The organism is Tenacibaculum sp. SZ-18 (assembly GCF_002813915.1).
Taxonomy (GTDB): domain Bacteria; phylum Bacteroidota; class Bacteroidia; order Flavobacteriales; family Flavobacteriaceae; genus Polaribacter.
Genome location: NZ_CP019335.1, coordinates 1322268 through 1344433 on the forward strand (window position 1 = coordinate 1322268; position 22166 = coordinate 1344433).

Genomic DNA, 22166 nt, shown 5'->3' on the forward strand with positions numbered 1-22166 from the left:
ATGAGTGATAACAGAGCGGAGGATTTATTTTTTGAAGCAGATCAAATGATTGAGGAAAACCAAATAGTTGAGGCTAAAGAAAGATTATATGATTTATTGGAAGAGTTTCCTGATTATGGAAGAGCTCACAATCATTTAGGATGGTTATATAATTTGAAGTTTAATAATTATCCAAAAGCAAAAAAACATTTAGAATTAGCCATTAAGTTCGCGCCAGATTATCATGCGGCTTATAGTAATTATGCATATTTATTAATTGATATGAATCTTAATGATGAAATGATTACATTTGGCAACAAGGTCATAAATAGTTCTGTTGTAGATAAATCAACAATTTATAACAAAATGGGACAAGCTTTTGAATTAAAGAAAGATTTAAAGAGTGCTCATAAATATTATAAATTGGCGATTCAAGAAACACTAAACAACAAAACTTTAGACTCGATATATGCGTCTGTTAATAGGGTAAAAAGAAAAATGAGCCTAATACAGCGCTTGAGATTAATTAACCAATAGGAAAATAAACACTAAAACATGTATAACTTATTAAAAGGTAAGAAAGGAATTATTTTCGGAGCCTTAGATCAAAATTCAATCGCTTGGAAAGTTGCAGAAAGAGCTCATGAAGAAGGAGCAGAGTTTGTATTAACTAATGCACCAATAGCTCTTAGAATGGGGCAATTAAATGAATTAGCTGAGAAAACTGGATCGCAAGTGATTCCTGCTGATGCTACATCTATGGAAGATTTAACTAATTTAGTTGAAAAATCTATGGAAATTTTAGGAGGTAAATTAGACTTTGTTTTACACTCAATAGGAATGTCTGTAAATGTTCGTAAGGGTAAACATTATACAGATCCTAAATACGATTTCACAACAAAAGGTTGGGATGTTTCGGCTGTATCGTTTCACAAAACAATGAATGTTTTATACAACAAACAAGCAATGAATGATTGGGGAAGTATTGTAGCTTTAACTTATATGGCAGCGCAAAGAGTTTTCCCAGATTATAATGATATGGCTGATAACAAAGCATATTTAGAATCTATTGCTCGAAGTTTTGGTTATTTCTTCGGAAGAGATCACAAAGTTCGTGTAAATACAATTTCTCAGTCACCAACACCAACGACAGCTGGTCAAGGAGTTAAAGGATTTGACGGATTTATTAGTTACGCAGAAAAAATGTCTCCATTAGGAAACGCTACAGCCTTGGAATGTGCAGATTACACTATTTCACTATTTTCTGACTTGACTAAAAAAGTAACATTGCAAAATTTATTTCATGATGGAGGGTTCTCAAACATGGGAGTTAGTGATGCAGTAATGGAACGGTTTATTGAAGAATAAATATTTATTATCGAAAGAAATGAAATACAAGAATGCAAATCTTTAGATTTGCATTTTTTATTGTTTGTATTTTATGAGTAGTATTTCTTACATAGAAGAGGAGTTAGAAGATTTAAGAATAGAGTTAAGAGAACATAAGTTATATGCATCACTTCAAAATTTAGATGACGTAAAAATATTTATGGAGTCTCACGTTTTTGCAGTTTGGGATTTCATGTCTCTTTTGAAAGCATTGCAAAGAGAACTGACATGTGTTAGTTTACCATGGTTTCCTAAAGTAAATACAAAAACTGCTCGATTTATAAATGAAATTGTTTTAGCAGAGGAAACTGATGTAAATGAATTAGGAGAGCCAAGAAGTCACTTCGAAATGTATGTTGATGCAATGAAGCAGATTGGTGCAAGTACTTCACCAATAGCTAATTTTATTTCTGAAGTTTATGATGGAACATTTATAGAAGAAGCTCTTCAAAAAAGTGATATAAATGAGGCTGTTAAAGATTTTATTTCTTTTACTTTTGAAGTAATTAAAACACATGAAGCTCATTTAATAGCATCAGTTTTTACCTTCGGTCGTGAAGATTTAATTCCTGATATGTTCTTGGAAATTGTAAAGAATACAGAAGAAGAGAGTAATGTTCATTACAGTAAGTTAACTTATTATTTAAAAAGGCATATTGAACTAGATGGAGATGATCATGGTCCATTATCATTGGAAATGATGGAAGAATTATGTGGAGAAGATCAACAGAAGTGGGAAGATGTGTTATTTTATGCTAAAAAAGCACTTAAAATGAGAATTCACCTTTGGAATGGAATTACTCAGGAAATAAATGAGTCTACATTGGTATAAATGAATTTAACATTTTCCATAATTGTACCCGTTTATAATCGTCCTAAGGAGATTGATGAGCTGCTATTTAGTTTGACTCAACAAAATTTTGAAGATGCCTATGAAATTATAATTGTGGAAGATGGTTCCTATTATTCTGCTAAAGAAATAGTTGATAAGTACACTTCAGATTTAAATATCAAATATTATTACAAGGAGAATTCAGGAGCTGGGATGTCGCGTAATTTTGGAATGGAAAGAGCAACAGGAAACTACTTCATTATTTTAGATTCTGATGTTATTTTACCAGATACTTATTTGAGAAGTGTAAAGAAGGCTTTGATACAAAACTTTACGGATGCTTTTGGTGGGCCGGATAAAGCTCATGAAAGCTTTACTCCTTTACAAAAGGCAATTAATTATTCTATGACTTCTTTTTTTACTACAGGAGGAATTAGAGGAAAGAACAAAAGTGTTGGTAAATTCCAACCTAGAAGTTTCAATATGGGAATTTCCAAAGAAGCTTTCAACAAAACAAAAGGGTTTAATCCTTATAAAGTAGGAGAGGATATTGATCTATCTTTCCGATTATGGGGAGAAGGTTACGAAACGCAACTAATTTCTGATGCTTATGTTTATCACAAACGAAGAACAAGTGTCAAACAATTTTTCAAACAAACCTTTAGTTTTGGAACTGCTCGTCCTGAATTAAATAGAAGATTCCCAAATACAAAGAAAATTACTTATTGGTTTCCCAGTGTTTTTATTTTGGGAATAGATGTGTCTTTAATATTAGCTTTATTCGGTTATTGGCAATTTTTACTGTTCTACATAGTATATTTTGTTGTGTTGTTCTCAGATTCTTTATTACAAAATAAAAGTATTAAAGTGGCTCATTTAAGTATTATAACGACGCTCACTCAATTTTATGGATATGGATTAGGATTTTTGAAGTCCTTTTTATTTAAGAGTTCTGAATAATGTTTAAATTATAACAAATCAAAACCACATGTCATCACGAGAAAATAGCGACGATGTAATCTTACTTTTGATTTGCAGATTGCTTCATTTCGTCATACTTCATTCGCAATGACGATAAAATATCTTTGCAGTAATTACATTTTTGATTTATAAGAATTTTATGAAGAAGTTATAACGTTTAAAATTTTCCTTATTTCTTCTGAGTCAGAAACCGTTTGAGGTATGTTATCAAAGTTTGAAGCCGAGCTTTCTTCTACATTAATTGAAGCTGATGCGTGAACTTCGATAAAACCAGATTTTTTCAATTTACCAACGTTTTTTGAGTTTATACCAGATCCTGGGAGAATAATAATCTGATTACTATATTCTTTTTGTAAATCTTTTAATAACGTTAATCCTTCTAAGGCTTTGTTTTTTTGACCCGAAGTTAATACTCGATTTACGTTTAAATTAATTAACTGCTGTATTCCTTCAATTGGATTTGTAATCAAATCAAAAGCTCTGTGAAAAGTAAAAGGAAGCGGATAAGCTAATGAAATCAATTCTTTACTTCTTTTTTCATCAATTGTGTTATTATCTTTTAAAACCCCTGAAACAATACCGTTTACACCTAACGATTTACACTTAATTATATCTTGTTTCATAATATCGAATTCAGCTTTGGAATACACAAAATTTCCACTTCTTGGTCGAATTAGAACAAATGTTTCTATCGATAGTTCTGAAATCACTTTTTTAATCAATCCATAAGAAGGTGTAATTCCACCGGAATTTAATTCAGAACACAATTCTATTCGATGAGCTCCAGCTTGTTCTGCATTTAATGCCGATTGATATGAATTTGCACAAATTTCTAATTTCATTATTCAATAAGTATTTCATCAATAAAGGTCCAAGCTCGGTAACCACCACCTTGTTTTCCTTTAGGAATAACACCAAAATTAGGAATCTCAATTTTAATCGTTTTGGTTTTCGCATTCTCAAAGTTGGCATGGAAATTTACTAACAATCCTTCATTAGTAATATTGAATGTTTGTTTTTCCGTATTATCAAATTTTATAGTCAGCTGTTTAGGCGCATAAATCCATTGACCATTTCCGTTATAAAATCTTGTTTTAATTGAGTTGATTGTTGTTACACTATCTAAATCTATAGTAATAGTTACATCATTCCCAAAAAAACCAAGCCATTCTTTATCTCCATAGCGTTTATTACTTCCTGAAATTCCATTAATTAAGGCTTGTTTTCCTCCAGCATTATAGGATTCGTTGGGTTCTACGCTTAGTGCAATGGTTTTACCAACAGCTTTGTGTAAGTTAATTTTGTTTTGATGAATATGACTTATTTGATTTCCTCCATGAAAGCTTGCAGCCTTTATTTTTGTTGTTTTACTAATATTTATAGGCTTGGTATAAATAGTTGATTTTCCAGTTGGATTTTTATCATTTAAAGTATATCTAATTTCAGCGTCTTTTGTTGCAGATGAAAGAGAATACATGAGCTTATTATCATCATTTCTTGCGAAGTTTCCTGTTATTTCATATAAATGATTAGCGAAATTGACACTATTCAATCTTAATCTTTCTTGAAATTGAATTAATCTATTTTTAAAATCAATAAAATTTTTATGTTCAGGTTTAGACCATAGGACTTCTGCGAGTGCAATCGCTCTAGGGAAAGCCATATATTCAACTTTTTCGGGAGTTTTTATATACTCAGTCCAAACATTTCCTTGAGCACCTAAAACATATTTAGATTCTTCTTCGGTTAATTCTTCGGGTATAGGATTAAAACTGTAGACTTTCTCAAGTGGTAAAAAACCACCAATAGCTAGTGGTTCATTTTCGTTTTCTGATTGATAATAATCAAAATAACAATGAGATAATGGTGTTAATATGACATTATGATGTTCTTTTGCAGCTTGAACTGCGCCTTCAGTTCCACGCCAAGACATTACTGTTGCATTAGGAGCTAATCCACCTTCTAAAATTTCATCCCAACCGATGATTTGTTTTCCTTTAGAGTTAATATATTTTTCCATTCTCTTAATAAAATAGCTTTGTAAACCATGTTCATTTTTTAGATTTTTTTGTTTGATTAATTGTTGACAGAAAGCTGAGTTTTTCCACTTTGTTTTCGGAGTTTCATCACCACCAATATGAATGTATTTTCCAGGAAATAGTTCAACAACTTCATCAATTACATCCTCAAGAAACTTAAAAGTTGTCTCTGAAGGACAATAAACTTCATCAAAAACGCCCCATTTAGTAGCAACTTCAACTTTTTCTCCAGTGCATCCCAATTCTGGATAAGCGGTAATTGCAGCTTGCGAATGTCCTGGCATTTCTATTTCGGGAATAATTTCTACATAGCGTTCAGATGCATATTGTACAATTTCCTTTATTTCTTCTTGAGTATAATAACCACCATATCTTTTTCCATCGTATTCTTGTGGTTGATCATTGTAATGTCCTATTAAAGTTTCACCCCTGAAAGCAGCAATTTCCTGTAATTTCGGATATTTTTTTATTTCAATTCTCCAACCTTGATCTTCCGTTAAGTGCCAATGAAAAGTGTTATATTTTAATGAGGCGATTACATCTATATATTTTTTAATGAAAGCTACAGGAAACATATGTCTAGCAACGTCTAAATGCATTCCTCGATAAGCAAATTCTGGTTTATCTTTAATTTTTATACTTTGTATAGCAATTTCTTTAGAATTGCTTTTTGAAGGAAGCAACTGAAGTAACGTTTGTACTCCATAAAAAGCTCCTTTAGCAGTTTTAGACTTTATTTGAATGTCTTTTTCTGTTATTGATAAATGATATTCTTCGTTGTTCTTTATTGCTTTATCTATTATAAAATTGATAGAGTTATTTTCAGAACTAGTATTTGGTTTTATGTGAAGATTAGTTTCTAAATATGATTTGAAATAATTAATTACTTTTAATAAGTTGTCATCACCTGAAATAAAAGTTTCATTTGAAAGGATAAAAAAACCATTTTTAATTTCTTGATATGCTGGTATTGGTATCACTGCTGGGTCAAGAGTTCTTCTCTGCTCTTTTTTGCATTGAAAGAATGTTAATAGAAATAGAACTGGTAAGATGTAGTTTAGAATTTTCATTTTAGTATATTAGAAATTTAAAAATAAGAATCTAAACCAAATGAAACTTAAAACAATATTCCTTTTCTTAATAGGATTATTACTGTATAGTTGTAAAAAAGAAATAATTACTCCTGCAAAAATTACCAAACCTTTAATTTCTTATGTGAATCCGTTTATTGGAACGGGTGGCCACGGACATACATATCCTGGAGCAACAATGCCATTTGGAATGATGCAATTAAGTCCTGATACTCGATTAGATGGATGGGATGGATGTTCTGGTTATCATTATTCCGATAAATATATTTATGGTTTTTCTCATACACATTTAAGCGGAACTGGAGTTTCTGATTATGGTGATGTTTTATTAATGCCTACTAACGATATTATTTTTAATAATGGGGCAAACGGAAAAATAGGCTATCGATCAAAGTTTTCTCATGAGAAAGAAGTTGCAAAGGCAGGTTATTATAAAGTTCATTTAGATGATACAAATATTGATGTTGAATTAACGGTTTCGGAAAGAAGTGGAGTGCATAAATATCAGTTTCCTTCTAGTGAAAACCAAGTTGTAATTCTCGATTTAATTCACCGTGATGAATTATTAGATGGAGTTATTAATATGATTTCTGATAAAGAAATATCTGGATATCGATTTTCAAAAGCATGGGCCACCAATCAGAAATTATTCTATTATATTAAATTTTCGCATTCAATTGAAGGTAAACTAGATCATCAAGTTCCAAAAAATAGAGAACAAATTGCTGGGTATGTTTTTGAAAATCCAAACAACGAGCCTGTTTATGTTAAAATTGGAATTTCTGCGGTGGATATTGAAGGAGCTAAAAATAATTTAGAGCAAGAAATAGGTAATAAATCTTTTGAAGATATTAAAAATGAGGCCAAAAAAGCTTGGTCAAAACAATTAGAAAAAATTGTAGTAGAAAGTAATAATGAAGATTATAAAACCAATTTCTACTCAAGCATGTATCATGCAATGATTGCTCCAAATATCTATCAAGATGTTGATGGAAGATATAGAGGAATGGATTTGAAAATTCATGAAACTACAGATTTTAATTACTACACTGTTTTCTCACTTTGGGATACATACAGAGCTACACATCCTTTATACACAATTATTGAACAAGAACGAACGAATGATTTTATCAACACATTTTTAGCGAAGTATGATGAAGGTGGAATAATGCCAATTTGGGATTTATCTGGAAATTATACAGGTTGTATGATTGGTTATCATGCAGTACCTGTAATAGCTGATGCCTATTTAAAAGGAATTCAAGGATATGACGAAGAAAAAGCATTACAAGCCATGAAACATTCTGCAACTAGAGATAAGCTCGGATTAGAATCGTATAAGAGTCTTGGTTATATTCCTGTGGAGAAAGAAAGTGAATCGGTTTCTAAAACTTTAGAATATGCATACGATGATTGGACTATTGCTCAAATGGCAAAAGCAATGAATAAGTCTGATGATTATAAAACTTACATAGAAAGAGCTCAAAACTATAAGAATATCTTTGATCCTAAATCTCAATTTATGAGAGGTCGATTTAGAAATACTTGGTTTGCTCCATTTGATCCTTACGAAGTAAATTTTAATTATACAGAAGCCAATGCTTGGCAGTATAGTAATTATGTTCCGCAAGATATTTCTGGGTATTTGAAATTACTGGGAGGAAAGTCTGTCTTAGAAAAGAATTTGGATACGCTATTTAAAGCAGAAGCAGAAACCTCTGGTCGTCATCAAGTTGATATTACAGGTTTGATTGGTCAGTATGCTCATGGAAATGAACCAAGTCACCACATGGCATATTTGTACAATTTTGTTGGAAAACCATATAAAACTCAAGAAAAGATTCAACAAATTTTAACTGAACAATATACAAATTCACCAGATGGAATTTCAGGAAATGAAGATTGTGGACAAATGAGTGCTTGGTATATTTTTAGTTCTTTAGGGTTTTATCCAGTAACTCCTGGATCAAATCAATATATCATAGGAAAACCATTGTTTGAGAAAGCTTCAATTAATTTGGAAAATGGTAAAGTATTTACGATTCAAGCTAAGAATCTTATTGATGGTAACATTTATATAAAAGAAGCATTCCTAAATGGAGAATCTTTGAATAGAACGTATATCACTCATGAAGAAATTATTAATGGAGGATCTTTAGTTTTTGAAATGGCAAATTCTCCTTCTGATTGGGGAACAAAAGAAGAAGAACTTCCTCTAACAAATATTGATGAACATATAATAGTTCCTGCACCTTTTATTGAAAAAGGAGAAGTTGCTTTTAAAGGAAATACAGAAGTTGTATTATCTAACGTAGAAAAAGATGTAAGTACCTATTATTCATTAAACGGAAATGCATTTCAAGAATATAAGAGCCCTTTTAGCATCGAAGAAAAGTCAACACTGCAGGTTTATTCTCAAAAAGGAAATATTAAAAGCTCAGTAATCACTACAGATTTCTATAAAATTGATCCAAATATTAAAATTGAATTAAAGACAAAATATGCGAATCAGTATAATGCCGGAGGCGACAATGCATTAATTGATGGAATTCTAGGAACAGAAGATTTTAGAACAGGAACATGGCAAGGATACTGGAATGAAGATGTAGAAGCAATAGTTGATTTAGGCAAAATTAAAACTGTTTCTAATATTCAAGTTAACTTTTTAAGAGATCAGCGTTCTTGGATTTTCTTACCAACCAATGTTGAAATTCATTATTCTATAGATGGAAAAAGATTTCGAAAAATTAAAGATTGGAAAGCGCCAAAACCTTTTAACACGGATGATGTGGAAATATCAAGTGTTATTGCTTCTCAAAAGATTAAAGCAAAATATATTAAGGTAGTTGCAAAGAAACTAGGAAAGTTGCCAGAATGGCATATGGGGTATCCTCATGATGGACGATCATGGATTTTTATAGACGAAATAATGATAAAATAATAGAATGAAAGGAAGAAAAATTATAAAAAGTATACTTTTATTTAATCTATGTTTACTTTCGTTTCTCAGCTTTTTCGGCTGTGCTAATGAAAAGTCAGATTCAAAAACAGAATTAGAGAAAGCTATCAGTTCTACTAAAGTTTCGCCAATTGCCATCGGAACGTGGAATTTTCCAGATGCAATTAATGCAGCCGCAACAGTTTTGAAAAATGGAGGGACGGCTTTAGATGCAGTTGTTGAAGGTTGTAAAAAGGAAGAAGCTAATCCTAAAAACCAAACTGTAGGAATTGGAGGTTTACCTGATAGAGATGGAGATGTTACTTTAGATGCTTGTGTTATGAATCATAAAGGTGATTACGGAGCTGTAGTTGGAGTAAAAAAAATAAAGCACGTAATTTCTTTGGCAAGGAAGGTGATGGAAGAAACACCCCATGCAATTTTAGCAGGAGAAGGAGCTGAAAAGTTTGCGCAGGCTAATGGTTTCGTAAAGGAAGATTTGTTAACACAAGATTCTAAGAAAGCTTGGGAAGAATGGAAAATAAAGTCTGAATACAAACCAATTATTAATATTGAAAACCATGATACCATCGGAATGTTAGCTTTAGATGAGGAGGGAAATATTTCAGGAGCTTGTACAACTAGTGGATTGGCTTATAAAATGGCAGGAAGAATTGGAGATTCCCCAATCATTGGTTCAGGTTTATTTATAGATAATGAAGTTGGCGGTGCTGTTGCAACTGGTTTGGGAGAAGAAGTTTTAAAAACTGTCGGTAGTTTTCTAATTGTTGAATTAATGAGACAAGGAAAATCACCACAAGAAGCTTGTGAAGAAGCAATTCGCAGAATTGTTAGTAAACCAAATAGTAATTTTAAAGATTTTCAAGTGTGTTATATTGCTTTAAATAAACAAGGTGAAGTTGGTAGTTATTCTATTCACGAATGGTTCAGTTATAACATTTTTAAAAACGGAGAAACAAAAAATATAAAATCAGATTTTTATTTAAAAACTAAATAATACTTTATGACAACAACCAATAAATCCTACAAAACAGCTTTTATCTTTCTAACATCGTTATTTTTCCTTTGGGGATTTATTACGGTGTTAGTTGATTCTTTAATTCCAAGATTAAAGGAAGTATTTACTTTATCTTATTTTCAAGCTGGGTTAGTACAGTTTGCTTTTTTTGGTGCTTATTTCATACTTTCAATTCCAGCAGGTAATATTTTAGCGAAAATTGGTTACAAGAAAGGAATTGTATTAGGATTAGTAACAATGGCATTGGGTTGCTTATTATTTTATCCAGCAGCTTCTTACAGAATTTTCGGAATTTTTATGTTAGCTTATTTTGTGTTAGCCGGAGGAATGACAATACTTCAGGTAGCTGCTAATCCTTATGTTGCAGTCTTAGGTTCTGAGGAAGGAGCAAGTAGTCGATTGAATTTATCTCAGGCATTTAATTCATTAGGAACAACTATTGCTCCCGCTATTGGAGCTATGTTAATATTAAGTGATAAGGTTAAAACAAAAGAGGAAATAGCATCTTTAGCAGCTGCAGAAAAAGAAGCATATTTTGTTTCGGAAGCTTCCGCAGTTCAGTCACCATTTTTAAGTATAGCTTTTTTCGTTGTTCTTTTAGCAGTCACATTTATATTTGTAAAGCTTCCAACCATAATGGAGAAAATTCCTAACAAAGGATATAAAGCTTTGCTGAGTAAAAAATCACTTGTTATGGGAGCTATTGCAATATTTGTTTACGTTGGTGCAGAAGTTTCAATTGGAAGTTATTTAGTGAGTTATTTTATGGAAATGAATTTGGCTCCCTTAATTTCATCTAATGAAACAATGATGTCTATAGCGAATAAAATTGCTACATTATTTAATAAAACATTTACAAATTCAGATCCAAAATCTTTATTAGGTGTATTTGTTGTCTTTTATTGGGGAGGTGCAATGATTGGACGTTTTGTTGGTGCGTATTTGACCAAGATTTTATCTCCTGTAAAAGTACTAGGCTTGTTTGCTTCTTTAGCAATTTTAATGATTATTATTTCTGTTTCAACAACTGGATTAATGTCAATGTGGGCAATTTTAGCTGTTGGTTTGTTCAATTCAATTATGTTTCCAACCATTTTTTCTTTAAGTCTAGAGGGATTAGAAGATCTTAAACCTCAAGCTTCTGGAATTTTGTGTACTGCTATTTTTGGAGGAGCGGTTATACCACCGTTATTTGGAATGTTGGTTGATGGGTTAGGATTTAAATTAGCATTTGTATTAATAATGATGTGCTATATTTATATTTATTATTATGGTCGAACTAAGACAAAAACTAGCCAATTACAAGATATATAAATTAGAAAAGCTCGCCATTGGCGAGCTTTTTATATAATAATAAGGTGAATTTTATTTTTCAGGATTCATGATTCCTAAAATATATCCACTAGAAAGATATTTCTTTGCTACCTTTTGAATGTCTTTAACTGTGATTGCATTCACTCTTTCTTCAAAACTTAATAAATTATCAGGATTACCTTTTGAATAATCCATGTTTTGAATTGTATTTAACCAGAATCTATTTGTTTTAATATCTTCTTTATGGTCATTAATCATTGCCTTTTTAGCTTTTGATAGATCTTCTCCAGACGGACCATTTTTGATTACATTTTCTACTTCTGCAACTGAAATATTTTTAAGCTTTTCAACATTTTCAGGAGCACAAGGGAATGAAATGGTTAAGCCAAATCGACCATAAGGAAGTTTACGCATGTTACCTCTAGCACCAGCAGAATAAACTCCTCCTTCTTTTTCACGTAATTTTTCAATTAACTTAATGCTAACAACTTCTCCAATAAAGTCGAAAGTTAAAGCATCTTTGGCGTTGTAATCAGCTTCTCCTTGATACATGATACGTACCATACTTTTCGGATCTTTACCTTTTTCAACTACTTTTTTATGCATTCCAGATAAAGGACGGAAAGAACTTACTTTATAGGACTCATTAGAATTTTTTCCTGGTAAACTCGCAATATATGTAGTAGCTAACTTTGTTAATTTAGCTTCATCAATATTTCCTACAAAATAGAAGTTGAAGTCTCCAGCATCAGCAAAACGTTCTTGATATTTTTTATAAGCTAGATTATAATCGGCCTTTTCATACTTTTCAGGAGATGGGAATCCAGTGTAACGTGGGTTTCCTTTATTTGTGAAATCACTCATCTCTTTTTGGAAGAAGAAATTAGGATTCGCTAATAAATTTCCTAAGAAACTCTTTTGTTTATTAACAAATGAATTATACGCTTTTTCATCCTTGTTTAAGGCTGTAAAATATAAATGAACCATTTGGAATAGCTCTTCTAAATATTTTGGAGAAGCAGAACCATTAAATCCTTCGCTATAACTTCTGATGTAAGGGTTAACTCGGGCAATTTTTCCTGACATCATTTTATTCATGTCATTTAAATTGAAACCATTGATTCCAGCTTCACTTAAACCTCCATTTGCAAATGAAGTTGCCTGTAATTCTTCATCTGAATATAGAGATGTACCTCCATAACTAAATGAGGTGAATAAAACTTCATCGTTTTTAAAGTCTGTCTTCTTAAATGTAACCTTAGCTCCGTTGCTTAACTCCAAAGTTTTAGTTCCTAATTTTTCATTTTTAGTCACTTTTATAACTGTACCAGGAGTCGGCATTTTTGTTATCATGGAAGAAGCCACAACTTTGTCTTCATATGGCTTTAATTCCATAGTTTTAACATCGTTTAATGCTTTTGTCACTTCTGCTTGAGTCACTACTTTTTTCGGACCTGTAATTACAACAACTCTGTTATCATCATGTAAGAAGTTTTTAATTAATCCATTAACTTCATCTAATCTAATGGTTGGTAACAAGCTTAAAGTAGCTTTATAGCTCCATTCTACACTCGGAATAGGACGATTACTTAAAAATCCTGAAACTAAACCACCAGTAATTCTTTCAGATTCTCTTTTATCTTTATCTTTAAAAGCCTTCTCCATTCGAGAAACAATATTCTTTTTTGCTCTCTCAAATTCTCCTGCTCGAAAACCGAATCTTTTGACTCTTTCGTTTTCAGTTAATAATGCTTTAAAACCATCTAGTTGTCCGTCAGCACTTGTACTTGCTACAGATTGAAAAGCTCTTCTGTTTTTAGCGTACGTACCTCCATAGTAACTATAACCATATACGAAAGGAGGATTCTCAGAATTTGCTAATTCATCAAATCTATTGTTGATCATTTGATCGAATAGATTGTTGATTAAAGAATTTCTGTAATCGTTTACAGTTGTGTTAGGCTTCTTATCCTCGTAATCTTTGTACATTAATTGTACTCTTGAAAAAGCAGCTTCTTTATCAGCTTCAATAGCAATAAAAGTTTCTTTGTGATTTTTTAAAGTATAATTTGGAACTTTTCTAGGGTTTTTAACCGCAGGAATTTTTCCAAAATGATCTTTAATTTTCTTTTCTAACGTGGCTACATCAACATCACCAACAGCTATTACGGCCATTAAATCAGGACGATACCAGTCTTTATGAAAACGTCTGATACTTTCATACTTAAAATTTTCAATGTTTTCTTTTGTTCCAATAGGAAGCCTTTTTGCATACTTAGATCCGTAGGCTACTTTATCTAAGTAATTTTCCATCATACGAGAGTTTGCATCTCTACGAGAACGAAATTCTTCTAATACAACTCCACGTTCTTCATCAATGTCTTTTGCTTCTAATAAAGCTCCTCCAGCCCAATCTTCAATAATTTGGAAACCTTTTTCTAATTTGGCTTCATCATCACTTGGTATTGGTAAAATATACACAGTTTGGTCAAAACCAGTGTAAGCATTCAAATGGGCTCCAAACTTTACACCGATAGACTGCAAATAATCTACTAATTCGTTTCTTTTAAAGTTTTTAGTCCCATTAAAGTTCATATGCTCCATAAAGTGAGCTAGTCCCAATTGATCCTCATCTTCTAACACCGAACCAGCTTTTATAGCTAAACGAAGTTCAACTTTATCGGCTGGTTTAGGGTTTTGCTTGATAAAGTAAGTTAAACCATTTGAAAGTATTCCTGTTTTAACGGAAGGATCATTTGGTATTTTTTTGGTTGATTGTGCAATAGTAACTTGGGAAGTTAATAAAGCAATAATTAATAATTTTAGAAATTTTTTCATAGTATAAAAAGATTTAACAATTACGAATATACATTGAAAGTTATTTAACAAATAACTTTCAATGTTAATAAGTGTTAATGTTTTAAAATTGATTTATATAATTGAGTTGATATTCTCTGGTGGGCGACCTACAATGGCTTGTTCTCCGTTTACTACAATTGGTCTTTCAATTAACTTTGGGTTATCTATCATAGCCTTGATAATATCCTTGTCAGATAACTTTTTTCCTTTATAATTTTCCTTCCAAATTTTTTCATTTGTTCTAACTAGTTGAATAGGAGTGATGTTTAGGGATTCTATAATGTTTGTTAAATCTTTTTCACTTAAATTATAGTCCAAATATTTAATTACTTCAAATTCTTTTCCACTTTCTTCTAGAATAGCTAATGCTTGTCTCGATTTTGAACATCTTGGATTATGGTATATCTTAATCATTTCTTTAGTTTTTAGGTTAATTATCTTTTTGTCCCATCATCATTAAGTAAGATTTTAAAAACGGGTTGATGTTTCCGTCCATAACTGCATCTACGTTTCCTGTTTCATGACTAGTTCTAACGTCTTTTACAAGCTTATAAGGATGCATAACATAATTTCGTATTTGACTTCCCCATTCGTTTTTCATTTTGTTTGCCTCAATATCAGCTCTTGCTGCTTGTCTTTTTTGAAGTTCAATTTCGTATAATTGAGATTTTAACATTTGTAAGGCTGTTGCTCTGTTATCATGTTGTGATCTTGAATTTGAACATTGTATTTGAATTCCAGTTGGTTTATGTAATAGCTGAACTTTCGTTTCAACTTTGTTTACATTTTGTCCACCCGCTCCACTAGATCTTGCAGTAGTTATTTCTATATCCGCGGGATTTATTTCTATTTCAATAGAATCGTCAGCAACCGGATAGACATAAACGGAAGAGAATGAAGTATGACGTTTTGCATTGCTATCGAAAGGAGAAATTCGAACTAAACGATGAACTCCATTTTCACCTTTTAGCCATCCAAAAGCAAAATCTCCGTCAAATTCTAAGGTAACCGTTTTTATTCCAGCCACATCACCTTCTTGAAAATTTAATGTTTTTACTTTAAATCCTTGCTTCTCAGCCCACATTGTATACATTCTAGTGAGCATTTCCGTCCAGTCACAACTTTCCGTTCCACCAGCACCAGCGGTGATTTGAACAACAGCGCTTAAACTATCACCTTCTTCGGAAAGCATGTTTTTAAATTCTATATCTTCAAGAAAGGAATTTGTTTTTTCGAATTGTTCGGCAATTTCAGTTTCTTCTACATCGCCTTCTTTATAAAAATCATAAAGTACATTTAAGTCTTCACTTAAAGTCACAATTTCTTCATAATCATTAACCCACTTTTTTTTTAAGCGCAGAGATTTCATTAAAGTTTCTGCCTCTTTTGGATTATTCCAAAAGTTAGGATCAGCCGTTTTTTCTTCCTCATTAGAAATCTCAATCAATTTTTGATCGATATCTAAATATCCTCTGAGCTTTTCTACGCGTTTTTTTATATTTTTTAATTGGTCGAATGTTATCATAAGGGCAAAAATAAGGTAAAAAAAAGATTTACTATTTTTATCAACCTTTAAATCTAAACCAAATAAATTCATGAGAAATCTGCTATACATTTTTTGCTGTTTTTTTATTTTTTCAGCGTATGCTCAGTTTTTCGAAGGAGAGAAAAAAGTCACAAAATATGATGGATTCATTCCTTTTTATTATAACGAAAAGACCGATGAGGTTTTCCTTGAAATCAAAGAGATAAATAAAGAATTCCTATATGTAAATGCTTTATCTGAGGGTTTAGGTTCAAATGATATTGGTTTGGATAGAGGTCAACTTGGTGGAGGTGTAATAGTTAAGTTTATAAAAGCAGGAGATAAGTTGTTATTAATTCAACCAAATCAAGATTACAGAGCTGTAACGAATAATAAAGAGGAAAAGCAGTCTGTTAAAGAAGCATTTGCAAAATCAGTATTACATGGTTTTATAATTAAAACAGAAAAGAATGGTAATTTCTTAGTAAATGCAACAGATTTTTTAATGAGAGATGCACATGGAGTAATTGGAAGGTTAGCATCGAACAATCAAGGTAATTATCGTTTGGATAAAAGTAAAAGCGCGTTTAATTTGGATAGAACAAAAGCGTTTCCCAAAAATGTAGAGTTTGATATCATGCTTACTTTCAAGGGGCAACCAAAAGGATATAACATTAAAAGCGTAACCCCTAATGCTTCTTTAGTAACAGTAAATCAACATCATTCTTTTGTAGAATTACCAGATAATAAATATGTACCAAGAAAATACGATCCTCGTTGTGGTTCTTGGCAAATGACATATTTAGATTATGCAACTCCAGTTGACGAACCAATTCGAAAGAGATTTATATATAGGCATCGTTTAGAAAAGAAAAATCCCAATGCAGAAGTTAGTGAAGCGGTTGAACCAATTATTTATTATTTGGATAGAGGAACACCCGAACCTGTTCGTTCTGCTCTTTTAGAAGGTGGAAGATGGTGGAATCAAGCATTCGAAGCAATTGGTTACAAAGACGCTTTTCAAGTTAAGATGTTACCGGAAGGAGCAGATCCCCTAGATGTTAGATATAATGTTATTCAGTGGGTTCATCGATCAACAAGAGGTTGGAGTTATGGTGGAAATATTTCGGATCCTAGAACAGGTGAAATTTTAAAAGGTCATGTTAGTTTAGGATCGTTAAGAATTCGTCAAGATTTTTTAATAGCTCAAGCTTTGCAAGCTCCATATAAGAATGGAGAAGCTAATGATAAGTTTGCTTTAGAAATGGCGTTAGCAAGAATTCGTCAATTATCAGCTCATGAAATCGGACATACCCTAGGTTTTGCACATAATTTTGCTGCAAGCACAAACAATAGATCTTCTGTAATGGATTATCCACATCCACAATTGTCGATAAAAAATGGCAAAATAGATTTTTCTCAAGCCTATGATATAAAGATTGGAGATTGGGATAAAATTACCGTTGCCTACGCTTATCAGGATTTTCCTAGTAATGAAGAAGAAGGATTGACGCAAATTTTGAAAGAAGCTTCTGATCAAGGATTACGATTTATTTCAGATGCCGATGCGAGGCCGAAAGGAAGTGCACATGCCTACGCACATTTATGGGATAATGGAAAAGAAGCTTCAGAAGAATTAAATAATGTTTTAGCAATACGAAAATTAGCAATAAGTAAATTTTCTACTGATAACATTAAAAGTAATGAGCCTTATTCTGTTTTGGAAGATGTTTTTGTTCCATTGTATTTTTTTCATAGATATCAAACGGATGCAACATCAAAACTTATAGGAGGTTTAGATTATACGTACGCGGTAAAAGGTCAGAAAGATTTAATTGTTAAGAGAATTGATGGTAAAACAGAAAGAAATGCATTAAAAGCTCTTTTGAATACAATAGATGTAAATGAAATTGCGATACCACCCAAGTTGTTAAAGCTTTTTCCACCAAGAGCTTATGGATATTCAAGAAGTCGAGAGAGTTTTAAAAGTAAAACGGGTGTAGCTTTTGATCCATATGGAGCTGTTGAAACTAATGTAGCTTATACATTAAGTTATTTATTGCATCCGCAACGTGTAAATAGAGTTTTACAGCATCATAGTTTAGATTCTAAACAATTGGGCTTACAAGAAATTATAACTTCTTTAATTGATGCTTCTTTCAAGAAGAAATTTAAGAACTCTTATTATAATTCACTGAATACAATTGTATCAAAAGAAATCATTTTAAATTTATTTTATTTGCACAATAGTTCTATTTATTTCGAGGGAAAAGCGATTGTTAGTGAAAGTTTAAATGAGTTAGAAAAGTATCTATTAAAGAATAGAAATCCAGTTAATAATGAATTTTTACTATTAATGAAGGATTTCAAAGAAAACCCTTCAAAGTATAAGAAGAAATCAGAAATATTAAAAATGCCTGATGGTTCTCCAATAGGTTCAAATTAGAATAAATAAATCAACTAAAAATTTAAAGAAGAAAGTCTACTAATGGAAATAAACTTAATAAGCGATACTGTTACAAAGCCAACTGAAGGAATGTTGAAGGCAATGATGAATGCTAACGTTGGAGATGATGTTTTTAAAGGAGACCCTACGGTGAATATGTTACAAGAAAAAGTGGCAGATATGTTCGGTATGGAAGACGCATTATTTTTCCCATCTGGAACCATGGCAAATCAAACAGCAATAAAGTTACACACCCAGCCTGGAGATAAGTTATTTTGTGATAAATGGGCTCATGTTTACAATTATGAAGGTGGAGGGGCAGCTTTTAACTCTGGAGTTTCTTGTAAGTTAATTGATGGAAATCGTGGGATGTTTACGGCAGATCAACTACGCTATTCTGCTGAAGGAAGATCTGATATTCACGTTCCATATTCAAGATTAGTTTGTATTGAAAATACTACAAATAAAGGAGGAGGAGCTTGTTGGGATTTTGAAGAACTTCAGAAAATACAGAAGGTATCTAGAGAGTTTAATTTAGCTTATCACTTAGATGGTGCAAGATTATTTAATGCACTTGTAGCAAAAAACGAAACGCCAAAGCAATATGGAGAATTGTTTGATACTATTTCCATTTGTTTATCGAAAGGATTAGGAGCACCAATTGGTTCTATTTTAATTGGAAGTAAAGAACATATGGAAAAAGCACTACGCATTAGAAAACTATTTGGAGGTGGTATGCGTCAAGCTGGATATTTAGCTGAAGCAGCAAATTATGCCTTGGATAATCATGTTGAAAGATTAGCAGAGGATCATAAAAAGGCAAAAGAAATAGAGACGATTTTATCTGATTTACAATATGTTAAAAAAGTAGAGCCAGTAGAGACAAATATTATTATTTTCTATGTAAAAGATGGGTTAAATCCAATGGAATTCATTGAAAAAATGAAAAGTAAAGGAATTCTTTTAACACCAATGGGTGAGGGAAAAATTAGAATTGTTACACATTTGGATTATACGGATGAAATGCATGATAAACTCCTAAATGAATTAAAGGGTTTTTAAAAGAAAATCCTGACAATAGGGGAGAAGGCAGAAACATAAATACTTTTATTTCCGTTGAATAAAACATCATATCTTAAACCAATAGCAATTCCTTTACTTACTTGATAGGCGGCACCTAAGTTAAGTGATGGATAGTTGTATTTTTCATTTAGATTTCCAAAACTAGTATTCACAAATAATTGTTCAAATTCTGCGGATAGTTGAATTTGATTAATGGGTTTAAAGAAACTAAGTAGTCCAGCACTATAAACATTAGACTTTGCATTATCTCTTTTTGCATATTGATATCCTAAACTTACTCCTAAAGAAACGTATTCATTAAAATCATAGATTGCAGATGGAATAATGGCAATATTTGTTGTGTTATTACCAAACCCTAAACCAAAAGCTCCTCCAAACCTTACATTGTCCCAAAATTTTGTCGAACTTTTATCTTGAGAAAATCCATAAAAAGAAAGAGATACGAATATTAATAAGAAAGCTTTTTTCATTATTCTTCAGATTCTAATTTAGCTAAATATTTGTAGTTTTTGTTAAGTTTTTTAAGTAAAATACCATAAAGTAAATAATAGAATAAACTTAAGAAACCTACCATAAAAATTATCAGAATTCCTTGAGAAATTAAAAACATTGTAACTAATTTTGATGGATCAGTAATATTCAATTCTTCACTGTTCATTAGCATTTCAACACCATTTGGTGTATTTAAGATTACAATATTGAAAATAATCATCAATAATATTCCACCAATTATATTATAATAAACATAGTATTTAACAGTTTTTCTGGTTTGAATAATTTTAACCATTAAACTTTTTGTATTGTCGGAAGTATTAATTGAGGTAAAATTTTTGTAAAATAGATATAGGAAAACTACCACAACAGCTAAATTTATATAGTAAGTATAGTTTAATAGAGTTAACATGTTTAATTCACTATACACGTCTATATACTTTGTTTTTGAAATCAACCAATTTAAAATTCCCCAAAAAACAAATTCCATAATTCCAATTAAAAAAATCCATTTTATAATTGAAGAGGAACGTAATTTCGTCATTCTATAAATATCCATTTTGGATACTTTTTTGTCATTCTCAGGTTGATTTTCCCAAGCTTTTTTATACTGGTCTAATAAATCCATAGGACTCGTTATGGGTTTAATATTTTTTTTAATTTATCTTTTGCTCTATTCATCTTAACACGAGCATTAACTTCACTAATACCTAAGGTTTCAGAAATTTCACGATATGATTTATTCTCCAAATAGAGGAAAACCAATGCTTTATCAATATCATTCAAGTTTTGGATAGCCTTATACAATGCTTTTAACTGCTGTTCTTCTGTATCGTCATAATCAACAGATTTAATCTTAAAAGCTATGTCGGAAATATCCTGAGTTCTTACACTTTTAGTCGATTTTCGATACAACGAAATGGCAGTATTTAACGCTACTCTGTACATCCATGTACTAAACTTGGCATCACCTCTAAATTTGGAGTAGTTTTTCCAAACTTGAATCGTGATTTCTTGAAACAAATCGTTGTGATCATTGGCATTTGTAGTATAAATTCTACAAATTTTATGAACTATATTTTGATTAGTTTCAAAGTCATTTAAAAATTTGTCTTCAAGACTTTCTGACACTATTTTCTCAGGTTAGTTTAAACAATAAGTAGCCCGAATATATAAAATGTTACATATTAACACTTAAAATTTATTAAAAAGCTAGAAATTTAGTATATTTGTTTAATAAAAAGTATGTAAAGTTGAACAATATAAAAACAGTTTTTACCATTCGAGACCTTGAAAACATATCAGGAATCAAGGCTCACACCATTAGGATATGGGAAAAACGCTATAATTTGCTTAAACCAAATAGAACAGATACAAACATCCGTTATTATTCGTCTAGCAGTTTATTGAAATTATTAAATGTTGCTCTTTTGAACAAGCACAATTTTAAGATTTCGAAAATCGCTGAGATGTCTGACGAACAAATCGATATTAGTGCAAGACAGTTAGCGTTTAAATATGCAGTGAATGATGAAGCAATAAATGCTTTCAAAATGTCGATGTTTCAATTTGATAAAGTTTTATTTAACAACACATACAATAAATTACTACACAAAAAAACATTCAGACAAATTTTTAAAGAAGTCTTTCTACCTTTTTTAAATCACATTGGTTTGCTGTGGCAAACAAATACTTTGATGCCGGCTCACGAACATTTTATTTCAAACTTAATTATTCAAAAAATTCAGCTAAACACTGAAAAATTGGAGTATGCAGCTACGAATGAAGATTACACATATGTTCTATTTTTACCTGATGGAGAAATACATGAAATTGGATTAATGTATTTAAATTATGAATTGGTACTTCGTGGTTGTCAGACAATATACCTTGGGCAAAGTCTTCCTTTAGATAATTTGAACTACTTTTTTGAAGGCGAATTAAAGGTTTGCTTTATTACCTCCATGACAGTTAAACCGTATGAAGATAAAATTGATGAATACTTCGCCGAAATAGATGATATTCTTAATGGGACCGAGCATAAGTTAATAGCGGTTGGTAAGAAAACAACAGAACTTCAATCCACAGAATTTAATTCAAATATTACTTTATATCAGTCGGTTATTGAGATGATAGAGAATTTTTAATTTATTTTGTTT

General features: G+C 31.3%; 18 protein-coding genes. 10 read left to right on the forward strand and 8 right to left on the reverse strand.

Annotation, left to right across the window (positions count from 1 at the left end; genetic code table 11):
- The 4 genes from BTO06_RS06075 (at position 1) to BTO06_RS06090 (ending at position 3160) form a co-directional block, all read left to right on the forward strand.
- Positions 1-516 carry a tetratricopeptide repeat protein gene (locus BTO06_RS06075; protein WP_100924450.1) on the forward strand — a complete coding sequence of 172 codons (516 nt, stop codon included), beginning with the start codon at positions 1-3 and terminating at the stop codon, positions 514-516.
- A gap of 18 nt (positions 517-534) precedes the next feature.
- The gene (locus BTO06_RS06080; RefSeq protein ID WP_100924451.1) at positions 535-1347 is read left to right on the forward strand and encodes an enoyl-ACP reductase FabI; all 813 of its coding nucleotides are present in this window, start codon (positions 535-537) and stop codon (positions 1345-1347) included.
- 73 nt (positions 1348-1420) lie between these two features.
- The gene (locus BTO06_RS06085) at positions 1421-2200 is read left to right on the forward strand and encodes a DUF3050 domain-containing protein (RefSeq protein ID WP_100924452.1); all 780 of its coding nucleotides are present in this window, start codon (positions 1421-1423) and stop codon (positions 2198-2200) included.
- Positions 2201-3160 carry a glycosyltransferase gene (locus tag BTO06_RS06090; RefSeq protein ID WP_100924453.1) on the forward strand — a complete coding sequence of 320 codons (960 nt, stop codon included), beginning with the start codon at positions 2201-2203 and terminating at the stop codon, positions 3158-3160. It begins immediately after the preceding gene.
- 158 nt (positions 3161-3318) lie between these two features.
- Here the strand turns inward: BTO06_RS06090 and BTO06_RS06095 are convergent, their stop codons facing one another.
- A complete protein-coding gene (locus BTO06_RS06095) occupies positions 3319-4023 on the reverse strand; it encodes a copper homeostasis protein CutC (RefSeq protein WP_100924454.1) in 705 nt (234 codons plus the stop codon).
- On the reverse strand, positions 4023-6290 hold the full coding sequence (locus BTO06_RS06100; protein ID WP_100924455.1) for a beta-N-acetylhexosaminidase: 2268 nt from the start codon (positions 6288-6290) through the stop codon (positions 4023-4025). The genes BTO06_RS06095 and BTO06_RS06100 overlap by 1 nt, the downstream gene beginning before the upstream one ends.
- Before the next feature lie 40 nt (positions 6291-6330).
- Between BTO06_RS06100 and BTO06_RS06105 the strand changes: the two genes are divergently transcribed.
- The 3 genes from BTO06_RS06105 to BTO06_RS06115 are packed head-to-tail and all read left to right on the forward strand — an operon-like array spanning position 6331 to position 11602.
- Positions 6331-9252, forward strand: coding sequence for a GH92 family glycosyl hydrolase (locus BTO06_RS06105; protein ID WP_100924456.1), 2922 nt, complete (start codon positions 6331-6333; stop codon positions 9250-9252).
- Positions 9253-9256: 4 nt separating this feature from the next.
- Positions 9257-10267 carry a N(4)-(beta-N-acetylglucosaminyl)-L-asparaginase gene (locus BTO06_RS06110; protein ID WP_100924457.1) on the forward strand — a complete coding sequence of 337 codons (1011 nt, stop codon included), beginning with the start codon at positions 9257-9259 and terminating at the stop codon, positions 10265-10267.
- A gap of 6 nt (positions 10268-10273) precedes the next feature.
- Positions 10274-11602, forward strand: coding sequence for a sugar MFS transporter (locus BTO06_RS06115; protein WP_100924458.1), 1329 nt, complete (start codon positions 10274-10276; stop codon positions 11600-11602).
- Positions 11603-11653: 51 nt separating this feature from the next.
- On the opposite strand, the gene BTO06_RS06120 is transcribed toward BTO06_RS06115, so the two are convergent.
- The 3 genes from BTO06_RS06120 to prfB all read right to left on the reverse strand — a co-directional run bounded on the left by BTO06_RS06120 (position 11654) and on the right by prfB (position 15986).
- Positions 11654-14440, reverse strand: coding sequence for a M16 family metallopeptidase (locus BTO06_RS06120; RefSeq protein WP_100924459.1), 2787 nt, complete (start codon positions 14438-14440; stop codon positions 11654-11656).
- A 93-nt stretch (positions 14441-14533) separates the two neighbouring features.
- Complete coding sequence (gene arsC / locus BTO06_RS06125; protein WP_100924460.1) at positions 14534-14875, reverse strand: arsenate reductase (glutaredoxin); 342 nt, start codon at positions 14873-14875, stop codon at positions 14534-14536.
- Between the two features lie 16 nt (positions 14876-14891).
- Positions 14892-15986 (reverse strand): peptide chain release factor 2, encoded by a 1095-nt coding sequence (gene prfB / locus BTO06_RS06130; protein ID WP_100926720.1) that lies wholly within the window; start codon positions 15984-15986, stop codon positions 14892-14894.
- Positions 15987-16056: 70 nt separating this feature from the next.
- On the opposite strand from prfB, the gene BTO06_RS06135 reads away from it, so the two are divergent.
- Positions 16057-18432 (forward strand): zinc-dependent metalloprotease, encoded by a 2376-nt coding sequence (locus tag BTO06_RS06135; protein WP_100924461.1) that lies wholly within the window; start codon positions 16057-16059, stop codon positions 18430-18432.
- 42 nt (positions 18433-18474) lie between these two features.
- Positions 18475-19494: a threonine aldolase family protein gene (locus tag BTO06_RS06140; RefSeq protein WP_100924462.1), complete on the forward strand. Its 1020-nt coding sequence runs from the start codon at positions 18475-18477 to the stop codon at positions 19492-19494.
- Here BTO06_RS06140 and BTO06_RS06145 read toward each other — a convergent pair.
- From BTO06_RS06145 to BTO06_RS06155, 3 genes are read right to left on the reverse strand one after another with little or no spacing between them, the layout of a single operon-like run.
- The gene (locus tag BTO06_RS06145; protein ID WP_100924463.1) at positions 19491-19985 is read right to left on the reverse strand and encodes a hypothetical protein; all 495 of its coding nucleotides are present in this window, start codon (positions 19983-19985) and stop codon (positions 19491-19493) included. The two genes, BTO06_RS06140 and BTO06_RS06145, sit on opposite strands and share 4 nt — an antisense overlap.
- Positions 19985-20635 (reverse strand): hypothetical protein, encoded by a 651-nt coding sequence (locus tag BTO06_RS06150; RefSeq protein ID WP_100924464.1) that lies wholly within the window; start codon positions 20633-20635, stop codon positions 19985-19987. Before BTO06_RS06150 ends, BTO06_RS06145 begins: the two co-directional genes overlap by 1 nt.
- A gap of 8 nt (positions 20636-20643) precedes the next feature.
- On the reverse strand, positions 20644-21138 hold the full coding sequence (locus BTO06_RS06155; RefSeq protein ID WP_100924465.1) for an RNA polymerase sigma factor: 495 nt from the start codon (positions 21136-21138) through the stop codon (positions 20644-20646).
- A 122-nt stretch (positions 21139-21260) separates the two neighbouring features.
- Here BTO06_RS06155 and BTO06_RS06160 point away from each other — a divergent pair, with 122 nt between their 5' ends.
- Positions 21261-22154 (forward strand): MerR family transcriptional regulator, encoded by an 894-nt coding sequence (locus tag BTO06_RS06160; protein ID WP_198517135.1) that lies wholly within the window; start codon positions 21261-21263, stop codon positions 22152-22154.
- Positions 22155-22166: the final 12 nt, after the last annotated feature.

Coding starts and splice junctions, on each gene's coding strand:
- BTO06_RS06075 (WP_100924450.1), top strand. CDS start 1: ATGAGTGATAACAGAGCGGAGGATTTATTTTTTGAAGCAGATCAAATG.
- BTO06_RS06080 (WP_100924451.1), top strand. CDS start 535: ATGTATAACTTATTAAAAGGTAAGAAAGGAATTATTTTCGGAGCCTTA.
- BTO06_RS06085 (WP_100924452.1), top strand. CDS start 1,421: ATGAGTAGTATTTCTTACATAGAAGAGGAGTTAGAAGATTTAAGAATA.
- BTO06_RS06090 (WP_100924453.1), top strand. CDS start 2,201: ATGAATTTAACATTTTCCATAATTGTACCCGTTTATAATCGTCCTAAG.
- BTO06_RS06095 (WP_100924454.1), bottom strand. CDS start 4,023: ATGAAATTAGAAATTTGTGCAAATTCATATCAATCGGCATTAAATGCA.
- BTO06_RS06100 (WP_100924455.1), bottom strand. CDS start 6,290: ATGAAAATTCTAAACTACATCTTACCAGTTCTATTTCTATTAACATTC.
- BTO06_RS06105 (WP_100924456.1), top strand. CDS start 6,331: ATGAAACTTAAAACAATATTCCTTTTCTTAATAGGATTATTACTGTAT.
- BTO06_RS06110 (WP_100924457.1), top strand. CDS start 9,257: ATGAAAGGAAGAAAAATTATAAAAAGTATACTTTTATTTAATCTATGT.
- BTO06_RS06115 (WP_100924458.1), top strand. CDS start 10,274: ATGACAACAACCAATAAATCCTACAAAACAGCTTTTATCTTTCTAACA.
- BTO06_RS06120 (WP_100924459.1), bottom strand. CDS start 14,440: ATGAAAAAATTTCTAAAATTATTAATTATTGCTTTATTAACTTCCCAA.
- arsC (WP_100924460.1), bottom strand. CDS start 14,875: ATGATTAAGATATACCATAATCCAAGATGTTCAAAATCGAGACAAGCA.
- prfB (WP_100926720.1), bottom strand. CDS start 15,986: ATGATAACATTCGACCAATTAAAAAATATAAAAAAACGCGTAGAAAAG.
- BTO06_RS06135 (WP_100924461.1), top strand. CDS start 16,057: ATGAGAAATCTGCTATACATTTTTTGCTGTTTTTTTATTTTTTCAGCG.
- BTO06_RS06140 (WP_100924462.1), top strand. CDS start 18,475: ATGGAAATAAACTTAATAAGCGATACTGTTACAAAGCCAACTGAAGGA.
- BTO06_RS06145 (WP_100924463.1), bottom strand. CDS start 19,985: ATGAAAAAAGCTTTCTTATTAATATTCGTATCTCTTTCTTTTTATGGA.
- BTO06_RS06150 (WP_100924464.1), bottom strand. CDS start 20,635: ATGGATTTATTAGACCAGTATAAAAAAGCTTGGGAAAATCAACCTGAG.